Origin of the sequence: Achromobacter sp. NPDC008082, from assembly GCF_042957345.1 — a bacterium.
Lineage (GTDB): Bacteria > Pseudomonadota > Gammaproteobacteria > Burkholderiales > Burkholderiaceae_B > Achromobacter > Achromobacter kerstersii_A.
In genome coordinates, this window is the sequence record NZ_JBIBIB010000003.1 from 231,818 (window position 1) to 248,949 (window position 17,132).

19 protein-coding genes are annotated in these 17,132 nt (G+C 64.4%); 15 read left to right on the forward strand and 4 right to left on the reverse strand.

Annotation, left to right across the window (positions count from 1 at the left end):
- Window positions 1-5: 5 nt before the first annotated feature.
- From iscU to ACFZAI_RS13320, 7 genes are all read left to right on the forward strand, one after another.
- Entirely contained in the window at window positions 6-410 is a 405-nt protein-coding gene (gene iscU / locus ACFZAI_RS13290) for a Fe-S cluster assembly scaffold IscU (RefSeq protein ID WP_006220174.1), read from the forward strand.
- Between the two features lie 2 nt (window positions 411-412).
- Window positions 413-736: an iron-sulfur cluster assembly protein IscA gene (iscA, locus tag ACFZAI_RS13295; protein ID WP_006225296.1), complete on the forward strand. Its 324-nt coding sequence runs from the start codon at window positions 413-415 to the stop codon at window positions 734-736.
- 3 nt (window positions 737-739) lie between these two features.
- Window positions 740-1,252: a Fe-S protein assembly co-chaperone HscB gene (hscB, locus tag ACFZAI_RS13300; RefSeq protein WP_054425149.1), complete on the forward strand. Its 513-nt coding sequence runs from the start codon at window positions 740-742 to the stop codon at window positions 1,250-1,252.
- 73 nt (window positions 1,253-1,325) lie between these two features.
- A complete protein-coding gene (gene hscA / locus ACFZAI_RS13305; RefSeq protein WP_391567295.1) occupies window positions 1,326-3,188 on the forward strand; it encodes a Fe-S protein assembly chaperone HscA in 1,863 nt (620 codons plus the stop codon).
- Window positions 3,189-3,197: 9 nt separating this feature from the next.
- On the forward strand, window positions 3,198-3,539 hold the full coding sequence (gene fdx, locus ACFZAI_RS13310) for an ISC system 2Fe-2S type ferredoxin (RefSeq protein WP_006225293.1): 342 nt from the start codon (window positions 3,198-3,200) through the stop codon (window positions 3,537-3,539).
- Complete coding sequence (gene iscX, locus ACFZAI_RS13315; protein ID WP_391567296.1) at window positions 3,539-3,733, forward strand: Fe-S cluster assembly protein IscX; 195 nt, start codon at window positions 3,539-3,541, stop codon at window positions 3,731-3,733. The genes fdx and iscX overlap by 1 nt, the downstream gene beginning before the upstream one ends.
- 123 nt (window positions 3,734-3,856) lie before the next feature.
- Window positions 3,857-4,747, forward strand: coding sequence for a methylglyoxal synthase (locus ACFZAI_RS13320; protein ID WP_391567297.1), 891 nt, complete (start codon window positions 3,857-3,859; stop codon window positions 4,745-4,747).
- A 144-nt stretch (window positions 4,748-4,891) separates the two neighbouring features.
- Here the strand turns inward: ACFZAI_RS13320 and ACFZAI_RS13325 are convergent, their stop codons facing one another.
- The gene (locus tag ACFZAI_RS13325) at window positions 4,892-5,695 is read right to left on the reverse strand and encodes an enoyl-CoA hydratase/isomerase family protein (RefSeq protein ID WP_391567298.1); all 804 of its coding nucleotides are present in this window, start codon (window positions 5,693-5,695) and stop codon (window positions 4,892-4,894) included.
- Between the two features lie 267 nt (window positions 5,696-5,962).
- On the opposite strand from ACFZAI_RS13325, the gene ACFZAI_RS13330 reads away from it, so the two are divergent.
- From ACFZAI_RS13330 to ACFZAI_RS13365, 8 genes are read left to right on the forward strand one after another with little or no spacing between them, the layout of a single operon-like run.
- Window positions 5,963-6,787 carry an ABC transporter ATP-binding protein gene (locus ACFZAI_RS13330; RefSeq protein WP_391567299.1) on the forward strand — a complete coding sequence of 275 codons (825 nt, stop codon included), beginning with the start codon at window positions 5,963-5,965 and terminating at the stop codon, window positions 6,785-6,787.
- Window positions 6,787-7,665 carry a branched-chain amino acid ABC transporter permease gene (locus tag ACFZAI_RS13335; RefSeq protein ID WP_391567300.1) on the forward strand — a complete coding sequence of 293 codons (879 nt, stop codon included), beginning with the start codon at window positions 6,787-6,789 and terminating at the stop codon, window positions 7,663-7,665. The genes ACFZAI_RS13330 and ACFZAI_RS13335 overlap by 1 nt, the downstream gene beginning before the upstream one ends.
- A 3-nt stretch (window positions 7,666-7,668) precedes the next feature.
- Window positions 7,669-8,706 (forward strand): branched-chain amino acid ABC transporter permease, encoded by a 1,038-nt coding sequence (locus ACFZAI_RS13340; protein ID WP_391567301.1) that lies wholly within the window; start codon window positions 7,669-7,671, stop codon window positions 8,704-8,706.
- Between the two features lie 48 nt (window positions 8,707-8,754).
- Window positions 8,755-9,936 (forward strand): ABC transporter substrate-binding protein, encoded by a 1,182-nt coding sequence (locus ACFZAI_RS13345; protein ID WP_346550433.1) that lies wholly within the window; start codon window positions 8,755-8,757, stop codon window positions 9,934-9,936.
- Window positions 9,937-9,991: 55 nt separating this feature from the next.
- Window positions 9,992-10,786, forward strand: coding sequence for an ABC transporter ATP-binding protein (locus ACFZAI_RS13350; protein ID WP_054425593.1), 795 nt, complete (start codon window positions 9,992-9,994; stop codon window positions 10,784-10,786).
- Window positions 10,783-12,639, forward strand: a complete 1,857-nt coding sequence (locus ACFZAI_RS13355; protein ID WP_391567302.1) for an AMP-dependent synthetase/ligase — start codon at window positions 10,783-10,785, stop codon at window positions 12,637-12,639. The genes ACFZAI_RS13350 and ACFZAI_RS13355 overlap by 4 nt, the downstream gene beginning before the upstream one ends.
- On the forward strand, window positions 12,636-13,790 hold the full coding sequence (locus ACFZAI_RS13360) for a thiolase family protein (RefSeq protein ID WP_391567303.1): 1,155 nt from the start codon (window positions 12,636-12,638) through the stop codon (window positions 13,788-13,790). The genes ACFZAI_RS13355 and ACFZAI_RS13360 overlap by 4 nt, the downstream gene beginning before the upstream one ends.
- A gap of 6 nt (window positions 13,791-13,796) precedes the next feature.
- Window positions 13,797-14,435, forward strand: coding sequence for a TetR family transcriptional regulator (locus ACFZAI_RS13365; RefSeq protein WP_391567304.1), 639 nt, complete (start codon window positions 13,797-13,799; stop codon window positions 14,433-14,435).
- Window positions 14,436-14,486: 51 nt separating this feature from the next.
- On the opposite strand, the gene ACFZAI_RS13370 is transcribed toward ACFZAI_RS13365, so the two are convergent.
- From ACFZAI_RS13370 to ACFZAI_RS13380, 3 genes are read right to left on the reverse strand one after another with little or no spacing between them, the layout of a single operon-like run.
- Complete coding sequence (locus ACFZAI_RS13370) at window positions 14,487-14,816, reverse strand: preprotein translocase subunit TatB (protein WP_391567305.1); 330 nt, start codon at window positions 14,814-14,816, stop codon at window positions 14,487-14,489.
- Between the two features lie 24 nt (window positions 14,817-14,840).
- The gene (gene lysS, locus ACFZAI_RS13375; protein ID WP_391567306.1) at window positions 14,841-16,364 is read right to left on the reverse strand and encodes a lysine--tRNA ligase; all 1,524 of its coding nucleotides are present in this window, start codon (window positions 16,362-16,364) and stop codon (window positions 14,841-14,843) included.
- Between the two features lie 10 nt (window positions 16,365-16,374).
- Complete coding sequence (locus ACFZAI_RS13380) at window positions 16,375-17,130, reverse strand: SDR family oxidoreductase (RefSeq protein ID WP_054425178.1); 756 nt, start codon at window positions 17,128-17,130, stop codon at window positions 16,375-16,377.
- Window positions 17,131-17,132: the final 2 nt, after the last annotated feature.

Here is a 17,132-nt window from a genome sequence, read left to right on the forward strand (position 1 = left end):
CTAATATGTCTTACAGCACTAAAGTCCTGGATCACTACGAAAACCCGCGCAACGTCGGTTCGTTCGACAAGTCGGACGAGTCGGTTGGTACCGGCATGGTCGGCGCACCCGCCTGTGGCGACGTGATGAAGCTGCAAATCAAGGTGAACGAAGCTGGCGTGATCGAAGACGCGCGCTTCAAGACCTATGGCTGCGGTTCGGCGATTGCGTCCAGCTCGCTCGTGACCGAATGGGTCAAGGGCAAGACGCTGGACCAAGCCATGAACATCCGCAACACGCAGATCGCCGAAGAGCTGGCTCTGCCGCCGGTGAAGGTTCACTGTTCCATCCTGGCCGAAGACGCAATCAAGGCCGCGGTGCAGAACTACAAAGAAAAGCACTCGGCTCCGGCTGAAGCGGTGGCAGGCTGATCATGTCCGTTACCCTGACCCAACAGGCTGCCACCCATATCGGCCGCTACTTGCAAAAGCGCGGAAAGGGTATCGGCTTGCGGCTCGGCGTTAGGACGACGGGCTGCTCCGGCATGGCCTACAAGTTGGAATACGTGGACGACTCGGCGCCGGAAGACGCCGTGTTCGAAAGCTTTGGCGTGAAGGTTTTCATCGACCCCAAGAGCCTGGCTTACCTGGATGGCACCGAGCTGGATTACGCCCGCGAAGGCCTGAACGAAGGTTTCAAGTTCCGTAACCCCAACGAAAAGGCGACCTGCGGCTGCGGCGAGTCGTTCACGGTGTAAGTCTTGGCTGGAGACGACCACTTCAGCCTGTTCGGCTTACCGGCACGCTTCGACCTGGACGCGCAAGCGTTGGAATCGTCGTGGCGCGCTGTCGCCGCGCAAGTGCATCCCGACCGTTTTGCCACGGCCAGCCCCGCGGAACGCCGCGTCGCCATGCAATGGGCGGCGCGTGCGAACGAGGCTTACCGTGTGCTGCGCGACCCGTTACTGCGGGCGCGTTACCTGTGCGAGCAGGCAGGCGTTGATTTGCAGACCGAGAGCAATACGTCCATGGACACCGCTTTTCTGATGCAGCAAATGACCTGGCGCGAAATGCTGGATGATGCGCGAGACGACGCTGCCGCGTTGGCCGCCCTGCAATCGGAATTGGAAGAGGCGCGCGTTGCGATGCGCGCCACGCTGACCCGCCTGCTGGATACCGAACGCGACTACGCGACCGCCGGGCTCAAGGTGCGGGAATGGATGTTCGTGGAAAAGCTGGCTGAAGAGCTGGCACACGCTCAGCCCGCTGGATAGCCCTACGCTGCGTTGGGGCGCCCCGGAGACGGGCGCCAGGACTTCGCCGCCTACTGACCAGAAAAATAGAATCATGGCCTTATTGCAAATATCCGAGCCCGGTGAATCGCCCGCGCCGCACCAGCGCAAGCTGGCGGTCGGGATCGATCTGGGCACTACCAATTCTCTCGTCGCGGCGGTGCGCAGCAGCGTGGCCGAAGTGTTGCCTGACGCGCAGGGCCATGCCTTGCTGCCGTCGGCGGTGCGTTATTTCCCCGGCGGGAAAGTCACCACGGGCCGCGAGCCGCTGGCTCAGCAAGCCGAAGACCCCTTGAATACCGTTGTGTCCGTGAAGCGATTCATGGGCCGTTCGTTGGAAGAAGCGCGCGCCACGCGTGCTCCCTACGAATTCGTGGACGCGCCCGGCATGGTGCGTATCCGGACGGCGCAGGGTGATCTGAGCCCCGTCGAGGTGTCCGCGCAGATTCTGGCCGTGCTGCGACAGCGCGCGGAAGACGTGCTGGGCGACGACCTGGTGGGCGCGGTGATCACCGTGCCCGCATACTTTGACGATGCTCAGCGGCAAGCCACGCGCGATGCGGCGCGTTTGGCCGGCCTGAACGTACTGCGCCTGCTGAATGAACCCACGGCCGCGGCCATTGCCTACGGTTTGGATCACGCGTCCGAAGGTGTGTACGCCGTGTACGACTTGGGCGGCGGCACGTTCGATATTTCGATTTTGCGTCTGACGCAGGGCGTGTTCGAAGTGATCTCCACCGGCGGCGACACCGCGCTGGGCGGCGATGACTTTGATGCGCTGATTGCCGATCACGCCGTGGCCAAGCTGGCGGCGGGCGAGTTTTCGCCGGCGGATCGCCGCGGGCTGCTGATGGCCGCTCGCACTGCGCGTGAAGCCTTGTCGGATGCCGAGACCGCCACGCTGAAGCTGGCTCTGTCTGACGGCCGCGATGTGAATCTGACGCTGACGCGCGCCGAATTTGAAACGCTGGCGCAGCCGCTGATCGAGCGCACGCTGGATTGCGCGCGCCGCGCTTTGCGCGACGCGTCGCTGAAGCCCGCCGATGTGCGCGGCGTCGTGATGGTGGGCGGTGCGACGCGCATGCCCGTTGTGCGCGCCGCGGTGGGCAAGGTGTTTGGCACCGAGCCGTTGACCGATCTGGACCCGGATCAAGTTGTGGCGCTGGGGGCGGCCTTGCAGGCCAATCTGCTGGCGGGTAATCGCGCGCCGGGTGAAGACTGGCTGCTGCTGGACGTGATTCCGCTGTCGCTAGGGCTGGAAACCATGGGCGGGCTGGTTGAGCGGGTGATTCCGCGCAACAGCACGATTCCGGTGGCGCGCGCGCAAGAGTTCACGACGTTCAAAGATGGCCAGACGGCCATGAGCATCCACGTGGTGCAGGGCGAGCGTGATCTGGTGGCGGATTCGCGTTCGCTTGCACGCTTTGAGTTGCGTGGCATCCCCCCGATGGTGGCGGGCGCCGCGCGCATCCGCGTGACCTTCCAGGTGGATGCGGATGGCCTGCTGAGCGTGACCGCGCGCGAGCAGAGCACGGGCGTGGAAGCCGCGGTATCCGTGAAGCCGTCGTACGGGCTGACCGACGATGAGATCGCGCAGATGCTGGCCGATAGCGTGGCGCAGGCCGATACCGATGCCCGCGCACGCATGTTGCGCGAGCAGCAGGTGGACGCGCGCCAACTGGTCGAATCCGTTCAGGCCGCGCTGGCGGTCGACGGCGACTTGCTGGACGCCGACGAGCGCAAGCAGGTGGACGACTGCCTGCAAGCCGCCATCGATGCGCAGAATGCAGAGAACGTGGACACGGTGAAAGACGCCTTGCAGGCCTTGTCGGCCGCGACCGATGACTTCGCCGCTCGGCGGATGGATCGCAGCATCCGCGCCGCGTTGGCGGGCCGCAAACTTGATGAGATCGCCTGATTAGACGTTATGCCGAAACTGACTGTATTGCCTCATCCCGATTACTGCCCGGAAGGCGCCGTGATCGAAGACGCGCCCAAGGGCGTGTCGATCTGCCGCGTGCTGCTGGATAACCACATCGACATCGAACACGCGTGCGAGCTGTCGTGCGCGTGCACGACCTGTCACGTGGTGATCAAGCAAGGCTATTCCGCGCTGGAAGACGCGACGGACGACGAAGAAGATTTGCTGGACAAGGCCTGGGGCCTGACGCCGACGTCGCGCTTGTCGTGCCAGGCGCTGGTGACCGATACCGATCTGACGGTCGAGATTCCCAAGTACACCATCAACCACGCGAAAGAGGGCCATTGATGAAGTGGACCGACACCTACGAGATTGCCACCGCGCTGGTCGACGCGCATCCTGACGTGGACCCGAAGACGCTGCGTTTTACGCAGCTGCGCGAATGGGTCATGGCCTTGCCGGATTTCAGCGATGATCCCGCCCACTGCGGCGAGAAAATCCTGGAAGCCATTCAGATGGCCTGGATCGACGAAGCGGACTGACCCGCTGGCAAGAACGCTCCCCACGGGGAGCGTTTTGTTTTGGCGCCTGCGATGCCGCGGCGATGACGGCCACGGTATTATCAGGGGTCCGATTGTTGTGTTCCTATTTGCCTGAGTCTACCGATGCCCGCTGCCCAATTGCGTTTTGGCCTGGCCGCCAATCGACTGCACCACGAAACTCCCGACGCCGCGCTGTTCACCTGGTTGCGGGCCTGTTCGTCCACCATACGCGAGATGGGCGTGCAACTGCACACCGTTGGCCGCACGCACGACGCCATCGTGCGCGAAGGTATGCTGCAAGGCTATAACGGCCTGGTGCGCTACCCCTATGGACGCGAAGGCGGCTTGATGAAGCTGGTGGCGCGCGTCACCGAGGGCCGTGATGGGCAGGCGCCGTTTGATGGCGCCATCTATCTGATTGATCCGGTGGACCCGTCGTCGATTTTCCCCGAAGCGTTGGCGTTGAAGCGTCAATGCATTACGCACGGCCGGCCGTTTATCTCGACGCTCGCGGGCGCCATCGAATGGATGGAAGTCGAACGCGTGCATGCCGGACTCGCGCCCGATGTGTCGGCCTCGCGCCTCTTTAATTTTGCAGGCCAGACGCTGGCAATGATCGCCCACGATGCGCTTAAAGACGAGATGGTGGCGTTTGCCCGCGAGCACTTTGATGTGCTGTCGCAGTTTGCGCGGCGCGTCGCCACCGGCACCACCGGCGGGCGTCTGAACGAGCTGGCGTGGTCGCGTGGCTGGCCGAAGGAGACGCCGTGGGTGCATCGTTACTTGAGCGGGCCGCTGGGCGGCGACGCGCAGATTGCCGAACTGGTGCTGGAGCATCAATGCCAGCGCGTGATCTTCTTTGAAGACCCGCACGTGGCGCGTCAGCATGAAGCGGATATCCAATTGCTGGAACGCGCCGTGCGCGTGGTGACGGAGTCGGCCACGTGCGCGACGTCGCCAACGGTGGCGCGGCGCTGGGCGCAGGCCGTGGAAAAGCGCGCCGGGCTTGTCTGATCTGGCTATTGCCGGGATGATCTGCGATGACCCGATGACCGGCCATTGTCCGGTCGCCCGCCATTATCCGGCCGGCTCACCATTATCCGGCCATCCGCGATAACCGCGTGAACAACGATCGGCCTTATCGGCCATTCCCAGCTCTTATTCGCCCTTGAACGCGGGCGCCCGTTTTTCGCGGAACGCTTGCACGCCTTCCGCGAAGTCGGCGCGCCGCGCGGAATCCAGAAAGCGCGCGGTTTCGTCCGCCAGCTGGGTTTCCAATGTGGCGTGCGCAGCCGAGCGCAGCAGCGCTTTTGCGCCGGCGATGCCATGCGGCGCGTGGCGGGCTAGGTCATTCGCATATTGTTCCGCCGCAACGCCGAGTTCGCCTGCCGGCGCCACGCGCGTGATGATGCCCCAGGCCAACGCATCGCTGGCGGTGAAGGCATCGTGGCGCAGCAGCAAGTCCAGCGCACGCTTCGGACCCAGCACGCGCGCCAGCCCGTGTGTCATGCCGGCGTCTGGTGTGGCGCCGAGTTTGAGATACGCCGTCATGAAGCGCGTGCCCGCATCGGCGATGGCCAGGTCGCACGCCAGCACCAACGACAAGCCCGCGCCCGCCGCCACGCCATGCACTTGCGCCAGCCACACCTTGTCCATGCGGCCGATGCGCGAGATGAAATCATTAAGCGGCGTGAACAAGTCCAAGAGCGTGTTGCGCACGTCATTGGGCTCGCCCGTGAACATGCTGATGTCGCCGCCCGCGCAGAAGGCTTTGCCCGATGCGCGCAAGCGCACGACGCGAATTTGCTTGCGGGTTTCCAGCCATTGGGCGGCGCGTTGCAGGTCGCGCGCCATGGCGACATCAATGGCGTTAAGCGTGTCAGCGCGGTTCAGCGTGACGGTCGCAAGTGGGCCTTCGGCCTCCAGCAGCACCGTCTGAAACGTGGGAAGTCCTTGGGTCATGGCGTGTCTCCGTTATCGGGTAAGTACCAACTGTCGATCCAAAAACCGCGATGCTATGGTCTGAACCGAGCGCTTGCTTGGTTTTGTTTTGAGCACGCTTAGCGTAACGCATCGCAGTACCGCATGAACGATTTTCCGGCGCTGAACAGGCAAAGGTAAAGACAGGTTCGTTGCATCTCCTGGCTCGCGGGTCGCCTGATTCACCGCTTAAAAAATGTCCGTCCCAAGGCGGCAAAAAAACTTCGCGATCATTCAGCGAGGAGACAAATGGTGGATCAGTCCGAGCAACCTCCCTTGCTGGAGGTGGATGGGGTTACCTTGGCGTTTGGCGGGGTCAAAGCGCTGACTGGCGTGGGCTTTCGCGTAGCGCCGGGTTCCATCACCACGGTCATCGGCCCCAATGGCGCCGGCAAGACCTCGCTTTTCAACACCATCTCCGGGTTCTATAAACCGGCCGCCGGGCAGATCCGTTTTGAAGGGCGCGACATTACGCGTGTCGCGGCGCCGACACGCGCCAAGCTGGGCTTGGCGCGCAGCTTCCAGAACATTGCGCTCTTTCGCGGCATGACGGTGCTGGACAACATCAAGCTGGGCCGCCACGCGCATCTGCGCACCAATGTGCTGGACGCCTTGTTCTACCTGGGCCGCGCGCGCCGCGAAGAGATGGCGCTGCGGGCTGACATCGAAGAACGCATCATCGATTTTCTTGAAATCGACCACATCCGCCACGCGCCCGTTGCGGCCTTGCCGTATGGCTTGCAAAAGCGCGTGGAATTGGCGCGCGCGCTGGCCATGAACCCCAAAGTGCTGATGCTGGACGAGCCGGTTGCCGGCATGAATCGCGAAGAAACCGACGACATGGCGCGCTTCATTCTTGACGCGCGTTCGGAGTGGGGCGTGACGGTGCTGATGGTGGAGCACGACATGGGCATGGTGATGGACCTGTCGGACCACGTGGTGGTGCTGAATTTTGGGCAGGTCATTGCCGATGGCACGCCCAGCCAGGTGCAGGCGAACCCGGAAGTGATCAAGGCGTATCTGGGCGCGGGCGATGTGGGCGACTTGCGCCGCCGCTTGCGGGAGGCCGCCTGATGGACATGCTGTTCTTTCTGGAAGTGTCGCTGGCCGGTCTGGGCAGCGGCGGCCTGTATGCGCTGGCGGCGCTGGCCTTCGTGATTGTCTACAAGGCGACGCGCGTGGTGAACATCGCCATCGGCGAATTCCTGATGCTGGGCGCCTATGTGTTCTATGCGTTCGCCACGAGCATGGAGTGGCCGATTTGGCTGGCGATCGTGGGGGCTGTGGTGGTGTCAGGCGCCTTGGGCGCGCTGGTCGAGCGGCTGACGATACGGCCCATGCTGGGCGAAGCGCCCATCTCGGTATTCATGGTGACGGTGGGGCTGGCGTCCATTCTGGTGGGCGTGGTGGAACTGATCTGGACGGCCGACCAACGCCGCTTGCCCGAGTTCATGCCGCGTTCGCCCGTGATGGTGGGCGAAGCCTTTGTAGCGCCCAAGGTGTTCTACGGATTCTGGGTGGCGGTGGTGCTGGCCTTGCTGGTGCTGGTGGTGTTTCGCTACTGGCGCGGCGGCGTGGCCTTGCGCGCGACAGCGTCTGACCAAGGCGCGGCGTATGCGATGGGCATCAACGTGCCGCGCGTGTTTTCGTTGGCCTGGGTAACGGCGGGTGCGTTGGCGGCGGTGTCGGGCGTGATTGTGGGGGCGATTGGCGGCATCTCGTCGTCGATGGGCGTGTTTGGCTTGTCGGTGCTGGTGGTGGTGATCGTGGGCGGGCTGGACAGCGTGGCGGGCGCCTTGGTGGGCGGCGTGTTCATCGGCTTGCTGGAGGCGTGGGCGGGCGCGTACCTGGGCGGCGAGTTCAAGCTGTTGGCCACGTTCATCGTGTTGGTGGTGGTGCTGATGGTCAGGCCCTATGGTCTGTTCGGCACCCGTGAAATCGAGAGGCTCTGACCCATGCGTATCGCTACTGCAAAGCAGACGTACCTGGCCGACGAAGCGCTATTCGATACGCGCACGCAACATCTGTGGCTGGCGTTGCTGGCGGCGTCCCTTGTGCTGTTCCCGTTTGTGGCGGACGCGTACTGGCTGTACCTGGCCTGCCTGGTGGCGATCAACATCGCCAGCGCGACCGGGCTGAATATTCTGACGGGCTACACCGGGCTGGTCAGCCTGGGGCAGGCGGCCTTCATGGGGCTGGGCGCCTACACCGTGGCCGTGATGGAGCTGCGCCTGGGGACACCGGTGCTGGTCAATCTGCTGGGCGGTGGGGTGGTGGCCATGGTGGGCGGGCTGCTCGTCGGCATTCCCTCGCTGCGGGTGAAGGGCTTGTACCTGGCCATCGCCACGATTGCCGCATCATTCATCGCGCATTTCATCTTTGCCAACTGGCAATTCACGGGCGGCACCACGGGCCTGCAAGTCCCGCCAGCGCGGCTGTTGGGGGTGGACCTGGACACCTCGTTCAAGATCTATTGGCTGATCGTGCCGGTGACGGTGCTGATGGTGCTGGGCGCCGCCAACCTGTTCCGCACGCGTATCGGGCGCGCCTTCATCGCCATTCGTGACCGCGACATTTCGGCCGAAGTGCTGGGCATCCGGCTGCTGCACTACAAGCTGCTGTCGTTTGGCTTGTCGTCGTTCTACGCGGGCGTGGCGGGCGGCCTGTGGGCGTATTTCTTTCGCGTCGTCACGCCCGAGAGCTTCCCGCTGATCATGTCGATCTTCTTTCTGGCCGCGATCATCGTGGGCGGCATGGGGTCGATTTTGGGCTCCATCCTGGGCGCCATCTTCATGACGATGGTGCCGGAATTGTTGAAGCTCATCGTGGGCTGGCTGCCGGTGGGCGGCGACGCGCTGCGGCTGGTGTCGCCCGTGCGCACCATTGTTTTCGGCCTGCTGATTGTGGGCTTTCTGATCTTCGAGCCGCATGGGCTCGCGGAAATCTGGCGGCGAGTGCGCCGCTTCTTCCACCTGTGGCCTTTCCGGACCTGAGCGCTGGCTGGCCGACTTCAATACCCATAAGACCCAAGGAGACACATCATGAAGCGCATCCGGATAGGCAGCGGTTTATCGAAGTTGTTGGCCCCATTGGGCCTGGCGGCGGCCTTGGCGGCGGCGCCGGCGGCGCAGGCCGCGGACGATCTGGTGCTGGGCGGGTCGATTCCGCTGAGCGGCGTGTTCGCGTTCGCGGGCCAGGGCATTCACGCGGGTATCACCGACTACGTGAAGATCATCAACGACCAGGGCGGCATCAAGGGCCGCAAGCTGCGCTACGTGCCTGAGGACACGGCCTACAAGGTGGATGCGTCGGTGGCGGCGTTCAAGAAGATCACCAGCCAGAACAAGGTGAACTTCTACTACGGTGATTCGACCGGCTTTTCGAAGACCATCAACGCCGAACTGAACCGCACGGGCGACATCCTGATGACGGGCGCCTCGTTCGCGACCGAGCTGAACGACCCGGCCAAGTATCCGGCTCAGTTCATGCTGGGGCCGGACTACACCGAGATGTTCGGCATCTTGCTGCGCTACATCGCCAAGGAGCAGCCGGGCGCGAAAGTCGCGTTCGTGTATTCCGACACCGAGTTCGGCCGCGACCCCATCGCCAGCTCGCGCGCGGTGGCGGAAAAGCTGGGGCTGAAAGTCGCCACCGAAATCATGACGCCGCCGGGCAGCGTGGATGTATCGACCGAAGTCATCAAGCTGCGCCGCGCCGACCCTGACTTCACGATCTTTCACGGCTATGTGCTGGCGCCCATTCCCGAATTCGTGGGGCAGGGCAAGCGCATGGGCCTGAAGACGCGCTACATGGGCACCTTCTGGACGATGGACAACTCCACCGTGATGCAGATGGGTGAAGACGCCGAAGGCTTCATGGGCGTGATGCCGTACCGCTACTACTACGACACGGAAGGCGACGCGCCGATGCTGAAGAAGATACGCGAAATGCGTCCGCAGTATCAAAGCACGGGCTACATGCAGGGCTTCCTGGCGGCGATGCTGTTTAGCGAAGTGGCCAAGCGCACGCTGGACGCGGGCAAAGAACTGACCAGCGCCAACATGAAGGCCGCGCTGGATGGCATCAAGGACTTTGACACGGGCGGCTTGATCGGCGTGCCAATCACGATCAAGGGTAATTCCATTCCGGTGGGCCGGATCTATCGCGCTGACGTGAAGCAAAAGCAGATGGTGCCGGCGTCCGATTGGATCGTGTTGAAGTGAGGCCACAGTGAACCCGGGACATGACGCGCAACCGGCGACGGCGCCGCCCGCAGCGGTGCTGGACATCAACAATATCGAAGTCGTCTACAACAAGGCGGTGCAGGTGTTGCGCGGCCTGTCCCTGTCGGTGCCGGCTGGCAGCATCGTGGCGCTGTTGGGCAGCAACGGCGCCGGCAAGTCCACCACCTTGAAGGCCGTGTCCGGCTTGCTGGACCTGGAAGACGGGGCGCTGGTGCGCGGGCATATCGTCTACAACGGCGGCGACACCGCGGGCGCCAAGCCGCAGAATCTGGTGCGCGCGGGGCTGGCGCATGTGATGGAAGGGCGGCGCGTGTTCGAAGACCTGACCGTGGAAGAAAACCTGGTGGCGGCCACCTACGCGCTGACGGGCAGGCCGGGGGCGCGCGTGGACTTCGATCTGGTCTACGGCTATTTCCCGCGCTTGTTCGAGCGCCGGCGCGGGCTGGCGGGTTACTTGTCCGGGGGCGAACAGCAGATGCTTGCCATCGGCCGGGCGCTGATCGCGCAGCCTCGGTTGATGCTGTTGGATGAACCTTCGCTGGGCTTATCGCCAATGCTGGTGGAAAGCATTTTTTCCATCATCGCGCGCATTAACGCCGAGCAGGGCGTGTCGATGCTGCTGGTTGAACAGAACGCCTCGGTGGCATTGGCCGTGGCGCATTACGGCTACATCATGGAAACGGGCAAGGTGGTGATCGACGGGTCTGCCGACAAGCTGGCGGCCGACCCGGACGTGCGCGAGTTTTATCTGGGCGTGGGCGGCACGGGCGAAGCGCGCGGCTTTCGCGACATCAAGCACTACAAGCGCCGCAAGCGCTGGCTATCATGAAGGACAAGACCATGATTGCCCCCATCGACCTTGCCGTCTGGCCCGAGCTGACCTTGCCGCAGATGCTGCGCGAGCAGGCGCGGCGCCAGCCTGCCGGCATTGCCATCCGCCAAAAGGACTTCGGCATCTGGAAGCCGCTGACCTGGGCCGGATATTGGCAGCGTGCGTGCCGCGTGGGGATGGGGCTGCGCGCCTTGGGGTTGAGCCGCGGCGGCCGCGTGGCCATCGTGTCCGAGAACCGCGTGGAATGGCTACTGACGCAGTTGGGGGCGGGCACCGTGGGCGGCGTGGCGGTGGGCGTGTATTCCACCAGCCCCGCCGAAGAAATGGGCTATGTGCTGGAGCACGCAGACGTTGAGCTTGTTGTGTGCGAAGACCAGGAGCAAACCGACAAGGTGCTGCAAGTGGCCAGCCGCCTGCCGCGCTTGCGCCGCATCGTGATGATGGAAACCAAGGGGCTGCGATCGTATGGGCCGGCCGAGCGCGAACGCATCGTGACCTTTGCTGAGGTCGAAGCCGATGGCGCGGCGCGCGAGGCCGCCGAACTTGCCGCGCTGAACACCGCGCTGGATGCCCAGGGCCTGGATGAGACCGGGCTGATGATCTATACGTCGGGTTCCACCGGCAAGCCCAAGGGCGCGATGCTGAGCTTTCGCAATATGCGCGGCGTGGCGCCGGGCATCGCGGACCGGCTGTCGATGGATGCGCGCAGCGTGCATCTGTCTTACCTGCCGCTGTGCCACGTGGCCGAGCAGATGCTGTCGACCTTTGTGCCGTTGTACCTGGGGTCGCAGGTGAATTTTGGGGAATCGATCCGTACCGTGCAGGAAGACCTGCGCGAAGTGGCGCCGACGATCTTCCTGGGCGTGCCGCGCATTTGGGAAAAGCTGCACGCGTCGATATCAATCAAGATGCAGGAAGCGGGGAGGCTACAGCAATGGCTGTACCGCCAGGCGCTGGCGCGTTGCGCGCCGTTTCTGGAAAAGTCGCCTGCGCAGTACAGCGTGGGCGAACGGATGACGCATGCCCTGTGGTACTGGCTGGTGCTGCGCGCCCTGCAAAACTTCATCGGCTTGCGGCGCGCGCGCGTGGCGATGACGGGTGCTGCGCCCATTCCGCCCGACGTGGTGCGCTACTTCCGCAATCTGGGTGTGCCGCTGCTAGAGGTGTACGGGCTGACGGAGTCCTCGGGCATGATTTTTGGCCAGCATCCTGACCGCGTGAAAGTGGGCACGGTGGGCGAGCCGATTCTGGGTGTCGACTGGAAAATGGGCGACGCGGGCGAACTGCTGGTGCGGGGCGATATGGTCTTCCAGGGCTACTACAAGAACGCCGACGCCACGGCCGATACCGTGCGTGATGGCTGGCTGCACACGGGTGACGTGGTGGCTGAACAGGATGGCCGCGTGCGCATCGTTGACCGGCTGAAAGACATCATGATCACGGCAGGGGGCAAGAATTTGACGCCGTCTGAAATCGAGAACGCCGTCAAGGGCAGCCCCTACGTGAAGGAATGCATCGTGATCGCGGACGGGCGCAAGTTCGTCTCGGCGCTGATCCAGCTGGAGTTCGATACGGTGGGCAAGTGGGCGGAGTCGCGCCGCATCGCGTTCACGCATTTCCGGTCGCTGGCCGAATCGGCGCAGGTGCGCGAGCTGGTGCAGCAGGAAGTGTCGCGCGCCAATGCCGGGCTGGCCCCGGTGGCGCAGATCAAGCGCTTTCACCTGCTGACCAAAGAACTGGATCATGACGACGGCGAGGTGACGGCGACGATGAAGGTGCGCCGCGCCAGCATCTATCGCACGTATGCGAAGGAAATCGAAACGCTCTACGTTGAGGAGACGATGGCATGAATGAAGCCGTGATCGTGGAAGCGGTGCGTACGCCATTCGGCCGCCGCGGCGGATGGTGGGCGGATACGCGGCCTGACACGCTGTTGGCCCAGACGGTGCGCGGGCTGCTGGCGCGCGCTGGGCTGCCGGGAGACAAAGTCGAAGACCTGATCGCCGGCTGCGTCAGCCAGGCGGGCGAGCAGGGCGCCAACATCGGGCGTTTGGCTGCCATGCTGTCCGGCTTGCCGGAAAGCGTGCCGGGCGTTTCGTTGAACCGCATGTGCGGCTCCAGCCAACAGGCGGTGCACTTCGGTGCGCAGGCCATCGCGGCGGGCGATATGCGCTACGTGGTGGCGGGCGGCGTTGAAAGCATGAGCCGCGTGCCGATGTTCCTGGACGTAACCTTGGGCCAGGGGGAATTCAAGGGGTTTGAATCGCTGAACCCCGCGCTGCTGGAACGCTATCCGTTGATCCATCAGATTGAAAGCGCGGAACGCATCGCCGACCACTGGCAGCTGTCGCAAGCCGCGATGGACGAGTGGGCGCGCGAAAGCCATGCGCGCGCCTGGGCGGCGGCGCGTGCCGGCTGGCATGCGGAACTGCTGCCGGGGCCGCAAGACGCTGCGCATCGCGACGAAGGCATCCGCGAGAAAACAGACCCCGCCCGCATGGCCGCCATGGCGCCCGCCATGCGGCCAGCGGGGCAGGGCGGCGTCACCGCAGCGAATGCCAGCCAGCTGGCGGATGGTGCGGCGGCGGTGTTGCTGGCCGACCGCGATACGGCGTTGTCAGACGGGCTGCGTCCGCGTGCGCGATTCCTGGTGCGCGTGGTGGTGGGCGCTGACCCGGTGATGCAGCTGACGGGCGTGATTCCGGCCACGCGTCTGGCGTTGGCGCGCGCGGGACTCAGTCTGGAAGACATCGATTGGATCGAAATCAATGAGGCCTTCGCCAGCGTTGTGCTGGCGTGGCAGCGCGAGCTGGACGCCAAGCCATCGCGCGTGAATCCCTGGGGTGGCGCAATTGCGCATGGGCACCCGCTGGGCGCGACGGGCGCGGGGCTGATGGCCAAGATGCTGACAGGGCTTGAAGCAACGGAAGGCGAGATCGGCATGCAGCTGATGTGCATCGGCCATGGCATGGCCACCGCGACGATTATCCAGAGGCTGTGACGCGTCATGACCAAGACCGTGGCCGCCGTGCCGCGCGACGAAGGCACCGATTCCGAACGCCGCCGCGAACTGGTGCTGACGGCGGGGCGGCTCTTTTGCAAGCACGGCTATGAGCGCACCACGGTGCGTGAACTGGCGCGCGCGGTCGGGCTGCAATCCGGCAGCTTGTTCCACCATTTCCGCAGCAAGGAAGAAATTCTGGTGGCAGTGATGAACAACGGCATCCAGGAAGTGATCGACGACGGCGAGCGCGCGCTGGCGCGATACCAGGCCCCGGCCGATCGTCTGGCGGCGCTGTTTCGCGTACATATGTGGAGCATGCTGCAAGGCGCGGGTGGCGACGCGATGAACGCGCTGGTGTACGAATGGCGCAGCTTGTCGGCGCCCAGCCAGGCGGCCGTGAAGGCGCTAAGCGACCACTATGAAGCCATGTGGCAGGCGGCGGTGGCGGGCGCGGTGGACGCGGGGCTGATCCAGGGGGATGCACGCGTCATCAAGCGCTGTGTGCTGGGAGCGATGAACCTGACGGTGCAGTGGTACAAGCCCGGCGGGCGCCTTGCGCCTGCCGAGTTCATTGATGCGATGTTGTTGGCGTCGCTGCCGGCTTTGCCCGCGGGAGCGGGGGCGTGGCCCGTTGCGGCATGACTGCGACTCAAGCACGACTCAAGCGCTACTTAAGCGCGGCATAACCGCGACTTAGCCGCGGCGTTTGATGAAGGCGCCGACGGCGCAGGCCACGGCCAGCGCCAGCAGCGAACCGGACACCGGCAGCAGGTAATCGGCTTCGCCGTGATAGCCGCCACCGGTGACGCCGCCCGCCACGCCGCCCATCCACAGCAGGGCGGTCATCAGCGCCGCCACGGCCGAGATGGCGGCGGCGATGCATAGCGCAATGAATACCGGACGTCGCGCTCGCACGGGCGCGTAGGACGCGCCCTGCGAGCCCGGCTGGATGCGGCGGGGTTGCTTGATCCAGTAGACCAGCCCCGCCACCACCAGCAACAGCATCAGGATCTTGAAGATCATGATGCCGCCGTGGCCTTGCGGCCTTTAGTCTTCACGGCGCAGGTGCGGGAAGAGGATGACGTCACGGATGCTGGGGCTGTCGGTCAGCAGCATGACCAGGCGGTCGATGCCAATGCCGCAGCCGCCCGTCGGAGGCATGCCGTATTCCAGCGCACGGATGTAGTCCGCGTCGTAGAACATGGCTTCTTCGTCGCCGGCGTCCTTAGCTTCGACTTGCGAGCGGAAGCGTTCGGCCTGGTCTTCGGGGTCGTTCAACTCCGAGAAACCGTTGGCGATTTCGCGGCCGGTCATGAACAGTTCGAAGCGCTCGGTGATGCCTTCGCGCGTGTCGGAAGCGCGCGCCAGCGGCGACACTTCGACCGGGTAGTCGATGATGTAGGTCGGGTTCCAGAGCTTGGCTTCCGCCGTCTCTTCGAACAGCGCCAGTTGCAGCGCGCCCAGGCCGGCGCGCGACAGCACGGGGCCGTCGGCGTCCGCGCCCAGCTTCTTCAGTTCGGCGCGCACAAAGACCGGGTCATCCAGCTGCGCCTGGGTGTAGCCCGGCGCGTACTTCAGGATGGCTTCGCAAATGGTCAGGCGGTCAAACGGCTTGGACAGGTCAAGCTCGCGTTCCTGATACGTCAGCACGGCGCTGCCGGTGGCCGAAATAGCGGCCTGGCGGATCAGCTCTTCGGTGAAGTCCATGAGCCAGCGGTATTCCGCAAAGGCCGCGTAGAACTCCATCATCGTGAATTCAGGGTTGTGACGCGGGCTGACGCCTTCGTTGCGGAAGTTGCGGTTGACTTCGAACACGCGTTCAAAGCCGCCGACAATCAGGCGCTTCAGGTAGAGCTCGGGCGCAATGCGCAGGTACATTTCCATGTCCAGCGCATTGTGGTGCGTGACGAAGGGCTTGGCCGCCGCGCCACCCGGAATCGGGTGCAGCATGGGCGTTTCCACTTCGAGGAAGCCGGCGTTCAGCATGAACTGGCGGATGCTGCCCACGGCCTTGCTGCGCGCTTCAAACGTGCGGCGCGTGGCGTCCGTCATGATGAGGTCAACGTAGCGCTGGCGGTAACGCAGTTCCTGGTCGGCCACGCCGTGGAACTTGTCAGGCAGCGGGCGCAACGACTTCGACAGCAGGCGGGCGGTGGCGGCGTGCACCGACAGTTCGCCCTTGTTGGTCTTGAAGACCGACCCTTCGATCGCGATGATGTCGCCGATGTCCCATTGCTTGAACGCGGCGTAGTTGTCTTCGCCCAGCGTGCCGCGGTCCAGGTAGATCTGGATGCGGCCGGTGCTGTCTTGCAGCGTGGCGAAGCTGGCCTTGCCCATGACGCGCTTGAGCATCATGCGGCCGGCGACCTTGACGGTGACGGCGGCGGCGGCCAGGGCTTCCTGTTCTTCGCCGTCGTACTTGTCATGCAGGGCCGCGGCGCGGGCGTCCGGGACGAAATCGTTGGGGTACGCGACCCCGGTTTCGCGCAGTTTGGCCAGCTTGGCGCGCCGTTCGGCGATCAAGCGGTTTTCATCCTGGGCGGGGGCCGGAGTGGTCGAGTGGTCGGTCATGGTCGGGGGATCAGTCGTAATTGCGGATGTCGTCGATTTCGGTTGTGCCGAAATCTTCGCGATCCAGGTAGGCGAGGATGCGGGTGGCCACATTGGCGGGCGAAGACAGCTTGCCCGTGGCGTGGAAGTCCTGGAACTTGGCCAGGGCCGGGAAGCTTTCCGGGTCGCTGGAACGGATGGCGACCTGCATGTCGGTGTCGACAATGCCGGGGGCCAGCGCAACGATGCGCGCGCCGTCGGCGCCTTGTTCCTGCTTGACCACGCGCGAGTACATATCAAGCGCGGCCTTGGTGGCGCAGTAAACGCCCCAGCCGGCGTTCGGGTTGCGGCCCGCGCCGGAGGAAATGTTCAGCACGCGGCGGTCGGCCTTCAGGTCTTCGACGGCGGCCAGGAAGCGCGCGGTCAGCAGCATGACGGCGGTGACGTTCAGATTGAAGGCGGCGGTGATGGCCGCGCTGTCGATCAGGGCGTCGGTGCCGGTCACGGGGTGCACCGTGCCCGCATTGTTGATGAGCAGATAGCGTTTGGCGTCGCGCGGCAGGGCCGAGCAGATGCGTTCGGCCGCGGTTTCAGCCGCCTTCAAGTCCGAGAGGTCCACGGACAGTTGTTCCAGCTGAACATCCTGCGACCGCGCATAGGCGGCCAGTTCGGGGTCTTCGCGGCGCGCCAGCGTGATCAGGCGCGTGCCCGGTTTGGCCAGGCCGCGCGCCATGGCGGCGCCGATGCCGCGCGAGGCGCCGGTAAGGATTGCGATGGTGTCAGACATTC